The organism is Acinetobacter gyllenbergii CIP 110306 = MTCC 11365 (genome assembly GCF_000413855.1).
Taxonomy (GTDB): domain Bacteria; phylum Pseudomonadota; class Gammaproteobacteria; order Pseudomonadales; family Moraxellaceae; genus Acinetobacter; species Acinetobacter gyllenbergii.
Genome location: NZ_ATGG01000003.1, coordinates 22,215 through 41,518 on the forward strand (window position 1 = coordinate 22,215; position 19,304 = coordinate 41,518).

Here is a 19,304-nt window from a genome sequence, read left to right on the forward strand (position 1 = left end):
TTTTTTGATTGCAGTCATTATTCCCAATAAAACACTCGCACAATAGGTGGGACTATGCCATATTGATGATCATTTTAGGACAGTGGGTGTTCGATGCGAGATCCGTTTGGATTGTTTCAGGAAACCATTTCCGTTTCTTATGCACATCTATTATTAGAAATTGTGCATGATTATGCCATTGATACTGAAACAGTTTTGTCTGGTACGGGATTAAGGCTCGCAGAAATGAAACAAGCCGATGCCAAAATGAGTGCACACCAGTGGTCAAAACTGGTGGTCAATGCCTTAAAGCTGACGGGTAATCCACGTCTAGGCATTGAATATGGCTTTAAATTACGACCGACGTCGCATGGGGCTTTAGGTTTTGCATTTCTCAGCTGTACCGATGTCGAAACTGCTTTAAGCCTTTGCCAGCAGTATTTCTGTACCCGCATCCAAAATTTTATCCCTGAATTAAATATTCAAGAAGATTTTGTCTATGTACATTTGGATGATGTACATCCTGTTAAATTAGGTAATGCACAGCAATCTGATCAATTAAGATCCTTCTTAATTGAGAGCTTACTGTTTGGTGCCATTCATTTTCTTAGTTTATTTTCTAAAAAAATTGCAGAAAATTGTGAAGTCTTTGTCGACTGGGCGGACGCACAGAATTATAAAAGTGTTGATCTTGCTCAAATCACCATTCATTTTAATCAGCAACGTAATGGTCTGCGTTTTCCCAAGCACTATTTACTGTGTAAAAATCCAAATGCAGATCAAACGGCCTTTCAGCAAGCGCTGCTGTATTGTGAAAATGACAAACTTAAATTACTTAAAGAAGCAACGCGTGACCTTCAGAAAAGCATTCGTTCCGAGTTGCTCTATAAAGCAGGCAATGCCTATCCAACCTTGCCCATGATTGCACAGCGTTTGAATATGTCTGAGCGCACCATCAAGCGGCATTTGCAAGCACAAGGGACAACGTTCTTGCAGATTTTAGCGGAGGTTCGTTTTAATCAAGCCAAGAAATTATTGCAACAGCCACAATACAGTATTCAAGATGTTGCCAGTCTTGTGGGCTATGAAGAAGCCACTAATTTTATCCGTGCTTTTAAAAAGATGTTTGGCGAAACACCGAGTCAGTATCGGAAAAGCTATTTGTCCAAGGCTGATTCATCTAACATCGCATTTTGAATGGTTTGAATAAAGGATTCCAGCGCATGCTGAATTTGATCGGTCCATTCAAAGGAACAATTCATGCGAATAAAATGTTGATGTGAAGGCAGTACATTAAATAACGGACTTGGCGCAACACCCACCTGTTGCTGAATCAGTTGTTCATAGACTTGCATGCTGCTGACTTTTTCAGGCAGTTGAATCCACAGAAAATAGCCACTTGGATAGTTATACACCTTACAGTCTTTAGGCAGATGCTGTTTCAGATATTGAAAGAACTGCTTTTTATTCTTTTCCAAAGCCCGTCGAAGTGTTCTTAAATGTTTTTCATAATGATGATGAGAGAGGAACTCCACCAGTGCATTCTGGATCAGTGCATTGGCAGAAATGGTACTCATCAATTGCAGATGCTGAATATGCTCGGAAAATTTACCTGCATAGACCCAACCCATACGAAAACCTGAACCCAAGGTTTTGGAAAAAGAAGAGCAGTGCAACACCAGATTCTGTTGATCAAAATACTTCATTGGCAGCGGTTTTTGATTGCCATAAAACAGCTCTTCATAGACATCATCTTCGATTAAATGAATTTGATGCTCATGCAACAATTTGGCAATTTTATATTTAATCTCATCGCTGACGGTAAAGCCAATCGGGTTATGCGCATTCAACATAAACCAACAGACCTTGATTGGATAGCTTTTAATGACTTGTTCAAAGGCTTCGATATCAAAGCCATGCTGTGGATGTTCTGGCAGCGTAATTACTTTCAGCCCCAAACGCTCAGCCGCCTGCCATGCACCATAGAAAATGGTTTGCTGTAACAAGATATAATCACCCGGTTGAGTAATCGCTTGTAAGGAAAGGTTTAAGGCTTCTAAGCCACCCGATGTAATGACAATGTCATCCGAATCAGTTGGAATCCCTTGCATACAATAGCGTTGCGCAATCAATTTTCTGAGGGCTAAATTCCCAGGTGGGAGGTTGGTGGTCTGATCATAACTATGTCGATTACGGGAAAGTTGTCCCATGATCTGGATCAGCTTGGGCGGATAGAGTAACTGGCTATCTGGAAAAGCCGAACCTAGGGGACTGACCTGTTTCGACTGAATCGATTTAAGATATTTAAACACCAAGGAGTTGATTTCAATTTTGGGATTTAAAGACACCACTGAATAGGCTTGTGGAATCTGAATATTATTTTGCTCAGCCACAAAATAACCTGACTTTTCTTTGGAATAAATCAGTCCTTGTGCTTCCAGCTCTTGGTAAGCATTCATCACCGTAATTAAGCTAAAGCCTGAGCGCTGTACTTGTTCACGCAAAGATGGCAGTTTGGTGTGCGGTTTCCATGACCCATTCTCAATGAGAAGTTTGAGCTGGTGTGCTAACTGTTCTGATTTATACATAAACTCAAGTGAATCCGTAGAGATGGAACAGCTTTATACTAGCTGTTCCATCTCTTTTTTAATAAGCAAACATCAATAACAGTCTAAATAAACCTGCAATGATGGCAAGTGCAAAAAAACCGACTAACCATAAGATTATAAACCATTGCGTTTGGCTTAAATGCAGAGATTTTATTTTCATGCAAAGCTGCTCCTTAGTGATAACCTGTATCTCCAACCCGTACTTTATCCCTAAACACCCAGTAAGAGAGGATGGTGTAGGCAATAATGATTGGGATTAAAATTACAGCCCCAACCAAGGCAAACTTTTGACTAGAATGCGGTGCAGCTGCTTCCCAAATCGTGACGGATGGCGGAATAATATTCGGCCAGAGGCTGATGACAAATCCAGTAAAGGCCAAGAATACGAGTGCCAAGGTATAGATAAACGGCTTGAAATCCTGACGTTGCTTACATGCTTTTAAAATCAGGAAGGTAAACAACAACACCAAGATCGGCACTGGGCTAAAGTACAGCAGATTTGGCAAGGCAAACCAACGTGCTGCAATTTCAGGATGAGTGAGAGGGGTATATAGACTCACCCCTGCAAAGACCACAAACAGTAAGATGATCAGTTTAGGCATCAATCCATACATTTGATCTCGTAGCTCATGGTCGGTTTTCATAATCAGCCAGCCACAACCAAGCGCGGCGTACATCGCAACCACACCCAGCCCTGTAAATAGAGCGAATGGGGTCAGCCAATCCAAGCCTGAACCTGAGAAAATACCATTGGTGGTTTGGATGCCTTGAATATAAGCCCCTAAAATCACACCTTGCAGGAAGCTCGATAGAATTGAACCCCAGATAAATGCTTGATCCCATAAATATTTGGTGCGATTGGCTTTAAAGCGGAATTCAAACGCAACTCCGCGGAAAATCAGTGCAATCACCATCAGGGTAATTGGCATATACAAAGCTGAAAGCACCGTTGAATAGACAAGTGGGAAGGCTGCAAATAAACCCGCACCACCAAGTACCATCCACGTTTCATTGCCATCCCACACAGGTGCGACGGTATTCATCATCACATCACGTTCTTCGCTGCTTTTAATGAACGGAAATAGAATACCAATGCCGAGATCAAAACCATCCAGAATGACATAGATCAGAACACCGAGACCGATAATGCCAACCCAAATCAGAGATAAATCAATCATGGTGCTTCTCCTTGTTTGGGTCTTGTTGATCAATGCTTTCATCAACTGCACTTAATGGACGCATTGGGGTTTTGAAATGCCCATGTCCTGCAGGTTCAAGATCAATGGCTTCAATAAACTCAGGACCTTTTTTCAGTAACTTCAGCATGTAATAAATACCGCTACCAAACACGATGGTATAGACCACCACAAAGATAATCAGACTGATACCGACTTGATCCGCAGTGACTGTATGCGATAAACCATCTTTGGTACGCATCACCCCATACACCACCCAAGGTTGACGGCCTACTTCAGTGGTGACCCAACCTGCAAGTAGCGCAATATAGCCTGTTGGTCCCATGACAAAAGCGAATTTATGAAACCACGAGGAACCATACAATTTGCCTTTTTTACGTAACCACAAAGCAATGAAAGAGAGCAGTACCATTAACATGCCAAGCCCAACCATGACACGGAAACTCCAGAACACAATGGTCGAATTTGGTCGGTCTTCAGGGGCAAATTCTTTTAAGCCTTTCACTGTGCCATCCATGGAGTGGGTCAGGATCAGACTACCTAAATTGGGAATGGCAACGGCGTATTTAGTCCGTTCTTCTTGCATATCTGGAATACCAAACAGATAGAGCGGCATACCTTCATCATAATTGGTCTCCCAATGCCCCTCCATTGCGGCAAGTTTGGCAGGTTGATGTTTCAATGTATTCAAACCATGATTATCACCAATGACCACTTGCAAACACGAGGTGACGAGTACCATCCATAGCCCCATGGAAAAGGATTTTTTCACTAACTCATCGCGTCGGCCTTTAATCAGGTGCCATGCAGCAGTACCCACCACCAGTAAGGAGGACACTAAAAATGCAGCGGCTGCCATATGGGCAAAGCGATAAGGGAAAGAGGGGTTGAACACAATGGCCCACCAGTCGGTTGGCACAATAATCCCGTTTTCAATGGCAAAACCTTGAGGTGTTTGCATCCAACTGTTGGAGGACAAAATCCAGAACATGGAAATACAGGTGCCGATCGCAACCATTAGGGTGGCAAAGAAATGGGCTTTGGGGCTGACGCGTCCCCAACCAAAGAGCATGATGCCCAAGAAGCCTGCTTCCAAGAAGAAGGCACTCAGGACTTCATAGGTGAGTAATGGGCCTGTAACACTCCCTGCAACACGGGAAAATTCGCTCCAGTTCGTCCCAAACTGGTAGCTCATCACTACGCCAGAGACGACTCCCATCCCAAAGGCAACCGCAAAGATTTTAATCCAGTATTTGAATAGATCTTTATAAATCGGGTTTTGGGTGCGTAGCCATTTCCATTCCAGCATGGCAAGAAAACAGGCGAGACCAATCGAGGTGGCGGGAAAGATAATGTGAAATGAAACAGTAAATGCAAACTGTATTCGGGCTAATTCTAAAGCAGTGAGGCCGAGATCCATATATCCTCTCCTATAACAGACTTAAACGAGTCGCTAGGAAAATGTGAAAGAACGGACTTAAACCCTTAAAAATAAGCAGAACCTAAAAACGGTATTGGAATATTTCAAAGTAATTTAAGTTTTATTCATCATCCAATCTTCTGTTGTATATGAGTAGATACAATTTCTTTTTGTTTTTTTATAACAGATGAGCATTTCAACCATGATCTGTTATATTTTTTTAAGCAAACTCTGTAGCTATTCAGCAATTCAGACCTGATTCAAAATAGCATAAGCAACGATGCAGTGTGTTTGAATATTGATCAATCATTGTAAGTTGTCTAAGCAAAACTTCTGACTGAATGGCGTATGACTATGTTTGTAACCGAAGAACTCAATGCGATGATTCGACTGTTTAAAGACAGTTTACCTTCGCAATCAGTACAAGAACAGCTACGTCTTGAATATGTAAATCTTGAAGCAACACTATTGAGAGGCAAAGTGCTGAGAGATTTTTCTAAAGAGAAAGTCGCTTATATTGCTCAAGCTGAGATTGTGAAGAATGACAATAATCTAGCCTACTTATTCGCACCATTGATTATTGCCAATTTAAATCAGCCTGTGATTTACACAACACCGATCTCTTCACCTGTACTTCAGATTTTGAATCAATATTATCAGGCGGAGAAAAGCGTCACGCTCAAAATCGAAGATGTGATTCAGAGTCTCAAACTCTATATTGATCTGGTGAATCATGCCAAAACTGAAGAAGATTTTCTGTTTCGCTGTCTGGTCAAGGCGCTGTGTCGAACGGATATCTTTCATATCTTCTTGATCACACATTTGCCGATTGATCATCAACAGATAAGGGTCTTAGAAGATTATTTTGATGTGAAAATTGATGTCATTCGTGCGGATAAGACTGAAAGCATGCTGAATGATGAATTGATCAATACCCGAAAGTTATTATTTAAAAACAAAGATGAATGGCACAAAAAAGTCTGCACTTTGTTTGCACAGTTAAATGCTCAACTGATCGCACAAATTGGTCAATTTAGTCCAGCTCAAGCAGCGCATTTAATTGAAGATATGTTTTATTCAGAACATATTTTTGAAAAATTATCGGTGTATGCAGAATACATGCAAACTCGTATTCAAAATGGTGCCAGCTTTAAAACCTTGTCCACAATGTGATTGTATCGAATTGAATTTTAATATTTGAATAGGAGCAGAGCGATGTCTCAAGAGCAATCGAAGTTTCCCTACCTTGCGGTTGGAATCAGTATTTTATTGGGTTGTTTATTTTTGGTCTTTTTCTTTCTTGCAGTCAGTAATCAGCCAGATTATATGCCATCACAGCAGAAGCAAAATGCGTCCCAAGTACAGTCAGCCACACCTAGTAACAAGTAAATAATGCATGCTGATAAAAAATAACCTCTCACTTTTTCTCTCTTACTGGTGATCCGAGCACTTGCCAGTAAGTTTTTTTATTGATTGCTGAAGTACCGAATCATTCTAGCTCGCATGATAAAGTGAATAACGACGTGGTGAAGTACCTGTCCAGCGTTTGAAAGCCCGTGAGAAGTTTTTAGTATTGCTATAGCCGAGATGGTCTGCAATATTTTCGAGGGATAAATGGGGATTTTTCAGCAGTTGAATGGCTTTTTCACATCTGACTTTTTCGACCAGTTCTCTAAAACTGGTGCCTTCACTTTCTAGTTTTCTCTGCAAAGCACGTTCAGTCATATGCAATTTTTTTAAAACTTCCGTTAAGGGACTAATGCCCATTGCTTCGTCATAGATTAAATCTTGTATGCTGCGGTTAAAACTATTCTGTTCCAATAGTTTACGCAACTGTGATTTACATTCCTCACGGGCTAAACGTTCCGCAATTGCATCTGAGTGAAGTAAGGGAAGATCTAAGATTTCTTTTTGAAACTCCAAACGAGTTGCAGGTTGATCAAATCTCACTTCACCTGGAATTAAGGGCAGTAATTTATCAAAATAATCGGGTTTGCTGAATTGCACATCGGCATAACCTGTTAATGTTTGCCCTGAAATAGTTTTCCCCATCTGTGCAAAGCCAAGAATGAGTGCAATTTGAATCACTTCATCCAGATAGTAGGCCTCGGTTTGTTCAAATAAGATCAGCGCACGTTCATCGACGACATCAAGCTGAATGGTGTGAATGCTGGATTGGAGTGAAATAAATTCTTGTGCAATATTGAGTGCTTGCTTTACATCTTTGGCGAGCATCGCTGCCATGCCCATCAAACCATGACAGGTAATGGTCATTTGCATGCCCAGATAAAAACCGAACTCTAAAGCAGGCACTCGTGTCAGTTCCAATGCGCGCCGTAGGATCGCCATCACGACTTTGGCATCAGCCCGCCATAACGGTTGTACCAATTGTTGTTGAGAGATACCAGAGCCATTCAATAATTCAACTGCTGAAATATCCCAACGCGAAACCACATCGACCATCAGTGCGATATAAGTGCCTGGAACTGTTTTTTCTAAATCTTTGCTGACCATAATAATGATGTCGGAAAATGATACCAAAATGGCGTACTAGGAACTATTACAGCATTTTTTTTTATTTAAAAATAGCCGCATCAACACTGTAGTAGGCCGCTTATATTTGAGTTTTGCTGCTTTAGAGTGTCCAGATGAGTTAAAAATAACACTAGGATGGGGAATGAAAAAAGGAATTTTGATTACCGCCTTTATCTCGGTATTTTCAACAGCTACACAAGCGAAAGTTGATATTTGTGTCTTTGATTTACTTGGTAAGGCAGGTGAGTCTTACAAAATTGTAGAAGAATGGGCATTAGCTGCTAAAACGTGGAATGCGGAGCTTAATCTTATTGCCTATCAAGATGAAGCCAAAGCACAAAGTGATTTTGAAGTTGGAAAATGTGATGGGGTATCGATGACCTCCATGCGCGCACGTAAATACAATAAATTTGCAGGTTCGATTGATGCTTTAGGCGCGATTACAAGTCCTTCGATTGCACAAAAAGCTATTCGCTATGTGTTAGACCCACGTAATAGACATCGTTTAGTCACCAATATCGGGGCTGAGCAATATGAGGTTGCTGCAATTGCTCAAATTGGTTTGGCCTATGTCTTTGTCAGAGATAAAACCATTAACACTATTGAGAAGGGCAAAGGCAAGAAGTTTGCTTATTTACATTATGACCAAGCCCAAAAAATGATTGTTGATCGACTGGAGCTGGTGGGAGTCCCTTCAGAAATTTCCGACTTTGCGAAGAAATTTAATAACAAACAGGTCGATGTGATTGCTGCACCTGCCTATGCATATCGTCCCCTAGAAATTGCTAAGGGTTTGGGGAGTAATGGTGCCATGTTTGATTTTCCAGTGATTAATTTAACGGGTGACATCATTATTCGTCCAGAAAAATTTCCAGCAGGCTTTGGGATGAAATCGCGGGCTTGGGCGACCAAACAATTACCGAAAAATTTTGCCACGATTGCCCGTTTAGAAGCTGAAATCCCAGCGAAGTATAAACAAAGCTTATCTAATGAAGATAAGCGTCGTTACCAACAAATGTTACGTGATGGCCGAATGGAGCTGACCAAACTCGGGGTGTATGACCCCGTCATGATGGGGGTGCTAAAACGTGCTCGCTGCACAGTTGAACGCACCAATTTTGAATGTTCATTGAGTGGTGAATAGCTCAAACGTTGCTTTAAATATTGAAAATGCTACAAAGAAAAGCTGAGGTTAATATGAATGCACACACGCAGCATCACAAACTGGTTGCACGATCTGTAAAGTTTGATTTTTCCAACTCTCCTGTGCAATGGATTCCGAATGATCCAATCTGTTCGCATTTGATTAATGGGATTAATTTAATCTTACCTGCTGGTGAGTTTTGGTTTTGCCGTGTTTATAACAAGGCCTTGGTTTATGTGAAAGATCCTGTTCTAACTGATGATGTAAAAGGCTTTATTCGTCAAGAAGCCACTCATGCACGTGCGCATCAAAGTGCTCAGGCGTTCTTGAAACAGCATGATTATGATTTGGAACCTGCGCTTAAAAAAATTAATTGGATTTTTGGTGTGTTACTCGGAGAAAGTCCTTTAGGAATCAAAGCATTGGAGATTCAATCTTTAGCGCATTTTTGGTTGATGACCCGTGTAGGGGTAGTTGCCGCCATTGAGCATTTTACGGGTGTGCTGGGGCAATGGTGTATGGATAATACATCATGGGACAAGGCTGACCCAGTGATTGCGGATATGTTCCGATGGCATTTGGCTGAAGAAGTCGAGCATCGCTGTGTTGCATTTGACTTATTTAAACAACTGCTGCCAAATCCGGTATTTTTTTATCTCTATCGTCAGTTTTTAATGCTGCTGGTTTTTCCTATCTTCATTTATTTGTTGGCAGATATTGCACGTGACTTAGGTAAACAAGATCCAGATATTAGCATTCGAAAAATTTTTAATCGAAATTTTTGGCGATTATTGCCGATTTATCAAAAACAGGCGAAAGCAACTGACAATGGCCCCACATTGACGTTTTTAACTCAAGCAACCATTCGCTGGATTTCCCCTCGTTTTCATCCAGAAACAGAAGGCAATACACAACAGGCTTTAGATTATTTAGCACGTTCAGCCGCCGTTCAGGCACTGAAATAATCATATGGGTGTGGCAAAAATAATGACTTTATTGGACGTTTTATAAGGAAACAGACGTAGCGTTTGTTGAAGGAAGGAAATATGAAAAAAATTGCACTTGCGATCACCACAGCTTCAATTTTGAGTGTCTCGACCTCAAGCCAAGCGGCAATTGATGTCTGTGTTTTTGATATCTTAGGGAAATCAGGTGAAGCGTATAAAATGATGCAAGATTGGGCATTGGCAGCCAAAGGTTGGGGTGCTGATGTTAACCTGCTTGCGATCACGGACGAACAGGTGGCAGACAATAACTTTAAAGCAGGGAAATGTGCGGGTGTGGCAATGACGTCGATGCGTGCTCGTCCTTATAATAAATTTGTAGGTTCGATCGACTCTCTTGGTGGTGTACCCAGTGATGAGATCGCGAAACGAGCCATTACCTTTGTTTCTGATCCACGTAATGCAGCGAAAATGACCACCAATCTTGGGGGCAATAAATATGAAGTGGTCGGCATTTCGCCCCTAGGTTCTGCTTATATTTTTGTGCGTGATAAAAGTATTAACTCAATTGAAAAAGCCGCAGGTAAAAAGTTTGCGGTATTGGGCTATGACGATGCGCAAAAACTGATTGTTCAGCGGGTGGGTGCACAAGCAGTACTTTCTGATATTTCCAATTTTGCCGCCAAATTTAACAATGGTCAGGTGGATATGATCGGTGCGCCTGCTTATGCTTATAAACCATTAGAGTTGAGTAAAGGCTTAGGCAGCAATGGGGTTATGTATAATTTTCCTGTTTTACAGGTAACGGCAAATCTGGTGATTCGTCCTGAAAAATTCCCAGCAGGTTTTGGTCAAAAATCACGAGATTGGTCGGTTAAGCAATTACCGAAAACCTTTGCAACCATTAAGCGCTTGGAAGCAGAGATCCCCGCCAAATATAAAATGAATTTAACGGCTGAAGATAAATTGAAGTATCAGAAAATGATGCGGGATGGCCGGATTGAATTAACTCAGCGTGGTATTTACGATGCGGGCATGATGTCCGTCTTGAAAAAAGCGCGTTGCTCAGTTGATAAAGCCAATTTTGAGTGTGCTTTGGCAGGAGAGTAATTGAATATTTTTTATCAAATGATCAATAAAGCCTAGATCCTTCTAGGCTTTATTTTTGCGTTCTAAATACAGGGATAAGACAAATCAGGAATAGAAAATAAGCACAATTCATGTTAATCCTATCTATAGCAAATGTTAAAAAATAGCTCAGATGAGGGCAACATGACGGATAACTCAGAACAAACCATACATAAGCAAGAGAACACCAGTTTTGCACGAATTGAACCCTATACCCAACCTGCGGGAGGATGGGGAGCATTACTCAGTGTTGCTCGCAATCTGAAAAGGCAAGATATCTTAAAAAAAGGTTCAATTACCTTACTGAATATTAATCAACCCACAGGCTTTGATTGCCCAGGTTGTGCATGGCCTGAGAAAAAAGATGCACATGCTTTTAACTTCTGTGAAAACGGCGCCAAAGCCGTGGCTTTTGAAGCAACCAGTAAAACGGTAACGCCTGAATTCTTTGCGCAACATACCGTCAGTTGGCTGGCTGAGCAAAATGATTTCTATCTTGAGGATCTTGGGCGATTAACGGATCCAATGCGATATGACCCTGTTTCTGATAAATATGTCCCAATTTCTTGGGATGAAGCCTTTCAATTGATTGCTCAGCATTTACAAGCACTTGATCATCCTGACCAAGCGGCTTTTTATACCTCTGGTCGTGCCAGTAATGAAGCGGCATTTCTGTATCAACTTTTTGTTCGCAGCTTTGGTACCAATAATTTCCCTGACTGTTCTAATATGTGTCATGAAACTACCAGTGTCGGTTTAAAAGATGCGATTGGTTTGGGTAAAGGCACCGTTATTCTGGATGATTTTGATCAGGCCGATGCGATTTTTAGTTTTGGGCATAATCCAGGCACCAACCATCCACGTATGTTGGCAACCTTGAGAGAAGTTTCTCGAAGAGGCGGTAATATTGTTGCTATTAACCCAATCAAAGAACGTGGGCTGGAACGTTTCCAAGATCCGCAAGCGCCATTGGAAATGATGACCAATGGCAGTACCCCAATCAGCCGCTATTACTTCCAACCTAAAATTGGGGGTGACTATGCACTGATGTTTGGGGTGATGAAGCATTTGTTGGAATGGGATAAAAAGGCACTGGCGAAAGGAAAAGCAAGTGTTTTTGATCGTAGCTTCATTGAATTGAATACCATTGGTTTTGATGAAATGCTGGCTGAAATTGATGGCACAGCATGGGCAGAAATTCATAAACATACGGGACTGTCACCTGAACATTTAGAATCAATTGCCAAAATGTATCTAGATGCGAAAACCGCTATTTTCTGTTGGGGGATGGGGATTACCCAACACCGTCACGGGACAGCCAATATTCATATGCTGGCAAACCTGATGCTGGCAAGAGGGCATATCGGTCGTCCGGGTGCAGGTCTTTGTCCAGTACGCGGTCATAGTAATGTGCAGGGTGACCGAACTATGGGTATCAATGAAAATCCAAGTGATGCACTTCTGGATAGTATTGATCGGGTTTTTGGGATCAAGTCGCCGCGTAAACATGGTTTTGGGGTAGTCGATACCATCAAGGCGATGTATGAAGGCGAGGTCAAAGTCTTTATCGGTCTAGGCGGAAACTTTGCGGTTGCTACTCCTGATACGCCCTATACTCAAGAGGCGTTACGCCGTTGTGATTTAACTGTCAACATTACCACCAAGTTGAATCGTAGCCATTTGGTCTGTGGCAAGACGGCCTTAATGTTACCGTGTTTGGGGCGGACAGAAGTGGACATGCAGCTTCATGGTGCTCAGGCCATTTCAGTTGAAGATTCGATGAGTAATGTGCATCTTTCTGCAGGCCGCAATCCGCCGATTTCAGAAAATATCTTATCCGAGCCAGATATTGTCGCGCGTATGGCAGCAGCAGCCCTACCAGACAGTACGGTGAAATGGCGTTGGTATATTGAGAGCTATGATCGTATTCGCGATTCCATTGCTGATGTTTTTGATGAATTTCATGATTTCAACCAACGGGTTTATCAACCGAGCGGTTTTCATTTAGAGCATCCAGCCAATCAGCATGTTTGGCATACGCCTAGCGGCAAAGCCCAGTTTTTGATTACACCTTTGACAGAAGTCTACGAAGACAAAGAAAATCAATATGCTGCGGCTTATACTGAGCAGCAAGTTTATACCTTGATGACCACACGTTCACATGACCAGTACAACACCACTTTATATGGTTTGGATGATCGCTACCGCGGTGTATTCGGACAGCGCCGTGTTTTGTTTATGAATCAGGCGGATATTGATGCCGCAGGTTTTGAAGCAGATCAATGGGTTGATATCGAAAGTGTGTTCTCGGATGGGGTAAAACGAATCGTGCATAGTTTCCGTATTGTGCCGTATAACATTCCGCAAGGTAGTCTGGCGGCCTATTATCCCGAAACCAATCCATTGGTGGCTTTGGGCAGCCATGATAAATATGCCAAAATCCCAGCATCAAAAAGCATTCCTGTGATTCTACATGCGGGGAATGCACCAGCGCATTTCAATCTGAATGTGGAAGTTGATCCTGAGCATGCTAATGAACGCGTCAGTAACGCATAGTGTATGACTGCAATCGTATAAAGAGGTTGGGTGTGGACACCAAAACACATGGCTATGAAACGGTGCAAGTGCATCGTTTTCAGCATGATCGTTGTGAAAATGAAATCGACTATATCGTGCAGGAATATCCTGTTGCCTTGGTCTATAACGGGATCTCTCATGCGGTGATGATGGCGACGCCGTCAGATCTTGAAGTCTTTGCCAAAGGCTTTAGCCTGTCTGAAGGGATTCTGCATAGCTTAAGTGAGCTATATTCACTGGATATTCGTCAAAATGAACTGGGGGTTGAAGTGGATATGACCATTTCGACCCGTGCTTTTGTCGCGTTAAAAGAGCATCGTCGTATGATGGTGGGACGCACAGGCTGCGGTCTATGCGGGATTGAAAGTTTAAAACAACTTTATGCTGATTTACCTGTGGTCAGTACCCAGGTGCCATCAACATGGTTAAATCAGATCCCGAATGCGATTACCCAACTGAAAGTCAGACAAAAAATCACAGCGCTCACGGGAGGGGCGCATGCGGCAGCTTGGGTCGTGAAAGGGCAAATCGTAGCGTTATTTGAAGATGTTGGACGGCACAACGCTTTAGATAAGTTATTGGGTTATCTGGCGGAGCAAAAGTTCAATGTGGGTGATGGTTTTGTGGTGATGACCAGTCGTGCCAGTTATGAACTGATTCGTAAGTGCGCACAATCCAATATTGCTTTACTGGCAACCATTTCTGCACCGACCAGTATGGCCATCGCCATGGCAAAGCAATCGAATCTGACTTTAGCAAGTTTTTGTCGGGGAGATAGCTTTGTTTTATATACTGAATAATAGTAAAAATTTGTGATTATGTTGCTGACTCATGCTTTGATTTGTGTAGGATATGAGCACTAAGTTCTTCTATTCCTAAAAATTATGAATCTACCTTTAAGACCACAGCCAGTCATCAATAATCTTTCGGGTGAGAATGCCTTATTTATTGTGCTTGGAATCAATACCCAACCGGATCATTCTGGGATTATTGATTTTCTTGCTAATTTTTCAGCATTGGTACGTAGTCTGACCAATCGCTTTCCCAACGGTAATTTTAGTGCTTCTGTGGGGATTGGTTCCAATGCGTGGGATTTACTCTTTCCTGAATTAAATAAACCAAAACAGCTTGCGCCATTTCAGGAAATCAAAGGACCAAGACATACCGCAGTCGCAACGGCAGGTGATTTGTTCTTCCATATTCGTGCTAATCAAATGGCCATTTGCTATGAATTGGCCGCAATTCTGCATGAGCAACTCAAAGACGATACCTATTCGATTAGTGAAACCAAAGGTTTCCGTTACTTCGATGGTCGCGCCATTATTGGTTTTGTGGACGGGACAGAGAATCCTGAACATGAAATTGCCAAAGAGATTGCCTATGTCGGTGAAGAAGATGCTGAGTTCCTTGGCGGTAGTTATGTGTTTATTCAAAAATATTTGCATAACATGGAAATGTGGAAAGGCCTCAGCACAGAAGAGCAGGAAAAAGTCATAGGTCGTAAGAAATATGATGACGTGGAACTTGGTGATGATGTAAAACCGCAAAGTGCGCATAATGTGGCCAGTAAGGCACATGATGCTGACGGCAATGAACTCAAAATTTTAAGAGCCAATATGCCATTTTCCAATCCAACTGAAGGAGAGTATGGTACCTTCTTTATTGGCTACTCTCGTTCTTTTAATATTACGAAAACCATGCTTGAAAATATGTTCTTGGGTAAGGAAACAGGACATGTTGATCGCTTATTGGATTTTAGTACACCCGTTTCAGGCAGTTTATTCTTTGTGCCCACCTTTGACTTTCTCGAAGACTTGGGTGAATAAATTGAATCAGCTGAAATGGCATATTTCATTTCAGCTGAACATCATTATGCTGCAATTAGATATTGCTGTAACAAGGTGCGGAACTGATCTGGAATACGCCCCGATTTCTGTGTGCTGAAATCAAAATAAACCTGAACAGCCTTTCCGCGTGCTACGCAGTGCTCATTTTGCCAAGCTTCATGCGCAACAATGAATGAAGAATTGCCGATATGCTCAATCCACGTTTTGATTTCAATATCCGCGCCGTAATAAATTTGCGCCACAAAATCGACCTCGACACGAGCCAGAATCAAAGGTAGATTTTTGATCTCCATACTCGGATTAAAGAGACGAAAAACTGGTTCGCGTGCGGTTTCAAACCAGCCTGTAATCACGGTATTGTTGATATGTCCAAAGGCATCAGTTTCATAGAATCTTGGTGTAATCGAAAGTGTAAACATAGCTAAGCAATTATTTTCTGATTTAAACTCATCTACTATAAAGGCTGACGCTTACATACGTCAGCCCTGATAATAGACTTAGGCGACTACTTTAAGCACTTTACTTTCAATGCGGTAATCCTTCAGATTGACATGGTGCAGTTTGCGCTTTATCACAAAGCCAAACTCTGGCCAGATAATATGATTACGACCTGCGTCATCTAAATAATAGCTCTTACAGATATCAGGCCGAACGGGCATTTTCGCCAAACGTTTATCAATGCGGGCATTAAATTGTTTTTGCACGGCTTCTTTCACTTCAATGTAGTCGATACGCCGTTGTTGCATGAGTTTAATGGCTTTGGAAATATAGACGGCCTGTTGTTCTGCCGTCCACATGACCGAACCAACCGTATTTTGTGAGTTTGGGCCTAGCATCATAAACATGTTGGGAAAACCATAAATCGACATGCCCATATAGGCCCGTGGTTGGCGTTGCCATATGTCACTTAAACTGCGACCATCGGCTCCTTTAATCATTTTATAAATGGCTGGTTCGGCGACGGCATAGCCCGTACCAAAAATAATAGTATCCACTGCAATTTCTTTACCATCTTCACCCACCACACCATGTTCAGTGATATGCGATAGACCTTGAAACAGCACCGATACATTGGGTTTAACCAAAGCAGCATACCAGTTGTTGGAGAACATCGGACGTTTACAGCCCAGCGTATGTGTCGGTGTAACGGCCCGACGCATTTCAGGATCTTTAATACTGAGGTTGATATTTAGTTTACCCAGCGCATGTAATTTTTCCATCATCTTGATGTTCATGAAGACAGGGAGTGAGGGCTCCAAACTCCATAATGCACTTTCACGAATGATTCTCTCTAACAACGGTGCTTTTTTGAAAACCGTTTTCACAATATTTGGCACAGCAAAATCAGGTTTAGGCAGTACCCAAGATGGAGTGCGTTGGAAACTGTATAAATGCCCAACTTTTGGCTGAATTGCAGGTAAAAATTGAATTGCTGAAGCACCGCTGCCGATCACGGCAACACGTTTAGCCGTTAAATCGTATTCGTGGTTCCATTTTCCTGAATGGAACATGGTGCCTTTGAATTGTTCTTGTCCAGGAAAGCTGGGCATTTTGGCTTCGCCAATGAAGCCTGTCGCAGGAACAAAAAATTTTGCACTGTAACTTTGACCATCCGCTGTACTGATCATCCAGCGATTCAGTCCTTTGTCCCATCGTGCTTCGGTCACTTCTGTGCCAAGCTGAATCTGGGGAACAATATTAAACTGATGCGCCACATCTTCTAAATATTGACGAATTTCAGCCTGAGGGGCGTAAGTTCGAGACCAATTGGGATTGGGTGCAAAGCCCAGAGAATACATTTCGCTGGGAACATCACAAAACAGGCCTGGATAATCATTCAGTGCCCATGTACCCCCAATACGGTTGGCCATATCCAGAATCACAACATTGTTAATACCTTGTTGCTTTAATTTGATACAGGTACTTAGTCCAGATGGACCTGCACCAATGATCAAGACATCAACTCGTTGAGTGGGTTTGGATGATTTAACTGCTTTATTCATAGAAAAATCCTGAAATGAAATATGGAGATAACTCAACAAAAGGGGCGAGTCAGTGTTTAGACGGTAGTCTGTTGAAAATGTTCAAGCAGCAATTCGGCAACACGCTGCGGTTGCTCTGCCTGCAAGAAATGCCCACAGTTGGGTAAATAAATGCGATTCAAGCCTTTAGGGAAATATTTGGATTGAGCCAACGCTCGATGTAATTGAATACTCATGCAGCCATCATCCAGTCCAGCCAAAGCTAATGTTGGAAGCTGGATTGGATGGAGTAAATCTCGGTTAGCTTTCAAGTTGATAAGATGATGAATAGCAAATAAGCTACGGTAGTAGCGTGTAGCTGCCCATGCGATTTGCGGATGGCTAAATAGCTCACGCGTGGCTGCAAAATCTGCTTGCGTAAATGGCCATGTGGGTGACCATTTTTTCCAGATTTTCGCAACAAACTCAGCTTGATTTTGCGATAGTAATGTTTTGGCAAAATGCGATTGCATCAGCAACATATAAGAAGATAAATAGAGTTGTTTCGGAAAGTATTTTAAATTGGTCAAAATATTCTGCATGGCAGGAATCGGAGGAACAGCCAGTAAGCTCACACTACAGAGCGAGGCCAGATATCGACTGGCATAGCTCATGGCAATGGCTGCCCCCCAATCGTGTCCAACCAAATGAAATTTTTGAGCACCGTGCATTTCTAACCAAGCTTTCAAGTCAGCAGTTGCAGATGCCAAACCATAATGAGCATTGCTGCTTATCGAATCGAGTGTATAACCCCGTAACCAAGGCACCAGAACTTGATAGCCTGCATCGACAAGCACAGGGTAAACCTTGTCCCAGCAATGTGGTGTATCTGGAAAGCCATGTAGCAACACCACTAAAGGATGATCAGGGTGACCATACAGATTGGCACGTAAGCTTAATCCGTCACGTTGCAGGATGAGTTGAGCACTTTTCATAATGGCCTCAGCGATTCATTTTGGCTGCAAGCGCTTGAGCATAGGCTTCAGCAACTTGTTGGGCAGCAGGAGAATTCGCGATATAAGCCAGTGCCTTTTTCACATCACCATCATGTTCTGGATGATAGTTAAATTTGCTCCAGCCTTTCAGTGCAGTCAGAATCATCACCAGATCAGGGAGACTTTTTTTCTGTTTTGCGGTTTGCTGAAATTCCCAAATCAAAGCCAATGGATTCTTGCGGGCAATTCGTTTTGCTTCTGTTGTATTGTCCAACTTACATAAATAGACAGATGCACCTAACCAGAACCCGACCATTGCAATAAAGGCCACACTCATACTGAGCTGGCGGCCTAAATAGCCTTTGAGATGATCGCCGGCCAGTGCACGATAAGCATCATACCCAACAGTACGATGTTCAACTTCTTCTGCACCATGCCAACGTACAATATCCAGCATCGCAGGATCAGCATGTTCCAGACCTTCAGCATCTAGCACCCAAGTGCCGAAGAAGCAGAAATAATGTTCTAAACCTGCAATGATGCCCATACGAAAGGCAAGCCACTGTTTTGAATATCGTTTAAAAGGTCCATAAATTCCAAAGGGGGTATCGCCCATAAAACCATCTTTAAACATCCACTCTAAAAATTGTTTAAAAGGCGTTGGGTCTATACCATGGGTCTGGAAATAGATTTCAGCGCCCTTGTGTGCATTGGCATGGGCGGCTTCCTGAGCAATAAATCCGCGAATATCGGCTTTCAGATTTTTGTCATCGACATAAGGCAAGGTTTTGTTGGCAAGACGGCAGAACCAGTGCTCAACAGCAGGCAACAACACATGCATGCTGTTGAGTACATGCGTCGCCAATACATCATTGGGAACCCAATGACGAGGTGTTTGGGAAAAATCAAAATGTACTTTACGGGCAATAATCTGATGATCAATAAACTTATTCATCGTTCGACACCTGT

Annotated in this window: 18 protein-coding genes; 9 read left to right on the top strand and 9 right to left on the bottom strand. The window is 42.3% G+C overall.

The genetic code is table 11. From position 1 onward, the window contains the following. Nucleotides 1-93 precede the first annotated feature (93 nt). A complete protein-coding gene (locus F957_RS19715) occupies nt 94-1,176 on the top strand; it encodes an AraC family transcriptional regulator (protein WP_016542116.1) in 1,083 nt (360 codons plus the stop codon). On the opposite strand, the gene F957_RS19710 is transcribed toward F957_RS19715, so the two are convergent. From F957_RS19710 to F957_RS19700, 4 genes are read right to left on the bottom strand one after another with little or no spacing between them, the layout of a single operon-like run. Continuing rightward, nucleotides 1,137-2,567 (bottom strand): aminotransferase-like domain-containing protein, encoded by a 1,431-nt coding sequence (locus F957_RS19710; protein ID WP_016542117.1) that lies wholly within the window; start codon nt 2,565-2,567, stop codon nt 1,137-1,139. The two genes, F957_RS19715 and F957_RS19710, sit on opposite strands and share 40 nt — an antisense overlap. Before the next feature lie 58 nt (nt 2,568-2,625). Then, nucleotides 2,626-2,748 (bottom strand): hypothetical protein, encoded by a 123-nt coding sequence (locus tag F957_RS22045; protein ID WP_005154018.1) that lies wholly within the window; start codon nt 2,746-2,748, stop codon nt 2,626-2,628. 13 nt (nt 2,749-2,761) lie between these two features. Continuing rightward, complete coding sequence (gene cydB / locus F957_RS19705; RefSeq protein ID WP_016542118.1) at nt 2,762-3,766, bottom strand: cytochrome d ubiquinol oxidase subunit II; 1,005 nt, start codon at nt 3,764-3,766, stop codon at nt 2,762-2,764. Then, on the bottom strand, nt 3,759-5,204 hold the full coding sequence (locus F957_RS19700) for a cytochrome ubiquinol oxidase subunit I (protein WP_016542119.1): 1,446 nt from the start codon (nt 5,202-5,204) through the stop codon (nt 3,759-3,761). The genes cydB and F957_RS19700 overlap by 8 nt, the downstream gene beginning before the upstream one ends. A 354-nt stretch (nt 5,205-5,558) precedes the next feature. On the opposite strand from F957_RS19700, the gene F957_RS19695 reads away from it, so the two are divergent. Beyond that, nucleotides 5,559-6,377 (top strand): hypothetical protein, encoded by an 819-nt coding sequence (locus tag F957_RS19695; RefSeq protein WP_016542120.1) that lies wholly within the window; start codon nt 5,559-5,561, stop codon nt 6,375-6,377. A 42-nt stretch (nt 6,378-6,419) separates the two neighbouring features. Next, nucleotides 6,420-6,593: a cbb3-type cytochrome oxidase assembly protein gene (locus F957_RS21570; protein WP_016542121.1), complete on the top strand. Its 174-nt coding sequence runs from the start codon at nt 6,420-6,422 to the stop codon at nt 6,591-6,593. A gap of 105 nt (nt 6,594-6,698) precedes the next feature. On the opposite strand, the gene F957_RS19690 is transcribed toward F957_RS21570, so the two are convergent. Further along, nucleotides 6,699-7,718 (bottom strand): helix-turn-helix transcriptional regulator, encoded by a 1,020-nt coding sequence (locus F957_RS19690; protein WP_016542122.1) that lies wholly within the window; start codon nt 7,716-7,718, stop codon nt 6,699-6,701. A 163-nt stretch (nt 7,719-7,881) separates the two neighbouring features. Between F957_RS19690 and F957_RS19685 the strand changes: the two genes are divergently transcribed. The 6 genes from F957_RS19685 (at nt 7,882) to F957_RS19660 (ending at nt 15,358) form a co-directional block, all read left to right on the top strand. Further along, a complete protein-coding gene (locus F957_RS19685) occupies nt 7,882-8,883 on the top strand; it encodes a putative solute-binding protein (protein ID WP_016660087.1) in 1,002 nt (333 codons plus the stop codon). Nucleotides 8,884-8,936: 53 nt separating this feature from the next. Further along, nucleotides 8,937-9,848, top strand: a complete 912-nt coding sequence (locus tag F957_RS19680) for a metal-dependent hydrolase (RefSeq protein ID WP_016542124.1) — start codon at nt 8,937-8,939, stop codon at nt 9,846-9,848. Nucleotides 9,849-9,929: 81 nt separating this feature from the next. Next, a complete protein-coding gene (locus F957_RS19675; RefSeq protein ID WP_016542125.1) occupies nt 9,930-10,937 on the top strand; it encodes a putative solute-binding protein in 1,008 nt (335 codons plus the stop codon). Nucleotides 10,938-11,099: 162 nt separating this feature from the next. Then, nucleotides 11,100-13,511 carry an FdhF/YdeP family oxidoreductase gene (locus tag F957_RS19670; RefSeq protein ID WP_016542126.1) on the top strand — a complete coding sequence of 804 codons (2,412 nt, stop codon included), beginning with the start codon at nt 11,100-11,102 and terminating at the stop codon, nt 13,509-13,511. A gap of 32 nt (nt 13,512-13,543) precedes the next feature. Next, nucleotides 13,544-14,332: a formate dehydrogenase accessory sulfurtransferase FdhD gene (gene fdhD / locus F957_RS19665; protein WP_016542127.1), complete on the top strand. Its 789-nt coding sequence runs from the start codon at nt 13,544-13,546 to the stop codon at nt 14,330-14,332. 84 nt (nt 14,333-14,416) lie between these two features. Next, nucleotides 14,417-15,358 carry a Dyp-type peroxidase gene (locus tag F957_RS19660; protein ID WP_016542128.1) on the top strand — a complete coding sequence of 314 codons (942 nt, stop codon included), beginning with the start codon at nt 14,417-14,419 and terminating at the stop codon, nt 15,356-15,358. Nucleotides 15,359-15,402: 44 nt separating this feature from the next. On the opposite strand, the gene F957_RS19655 is transcribed toward F957_RS19660, so the two are convergent. The 4 genes from F957_RS19655 to F957_RS19640 form a co-directional block, all read right to left on the bottom strand. Then, entirely contained in the window at nt 15,403-15,798 is a 396-nt protein-coding gene (locus F957_RS19655; protein WP_016542129.1) for an acyl-CoA thioesterase, read from the bottom strand. Between the two features lie 78 nt (nt 15,799-15,876). Further along, the gene (locus F957_RS19650) at nt 15,877-17,382 is read right to left on the bottom strand and encodes a flavin-containing monooxygenase (RefSeq protein WP_016542130.1); all 1,506 of its coding nucleotides are present in this window, start codon (nt 17,380-17,382) and stop codon (nt 15,877-15,879) included. A 56-nt stretch (nt 17,383-17,438) separates the two neighbouring features. After that, nucleotides 17,439-18,335 carry an alpha/beta fold hydrolase gene (locus F957_RS19645; RefSeq protein ID WP_016542131.1) on the bottom strand — a complete coding sequence of 299 codons (897 nt, stop codon included), beginning with the start codon at nt 18,333-18,335 and terminating at the stop codon, nt 17,439-17,441. 7 nt (nt 18,336-18,342) lie between these two features. Next, nucleotides 18,343-19,290 (bottom strand): metal-dependent hydrolase, encoded by a 948-nt coding sequence (locus tag F957_RS19640; RefSeq protein WP_016542132.1) that lies wholly within the window; start codon nt 19,288-19,290, stop codon nt 18,343-18,345. Between the last annotated feature and the right edge of the window lie 14 nt (nt 19,291-19,304).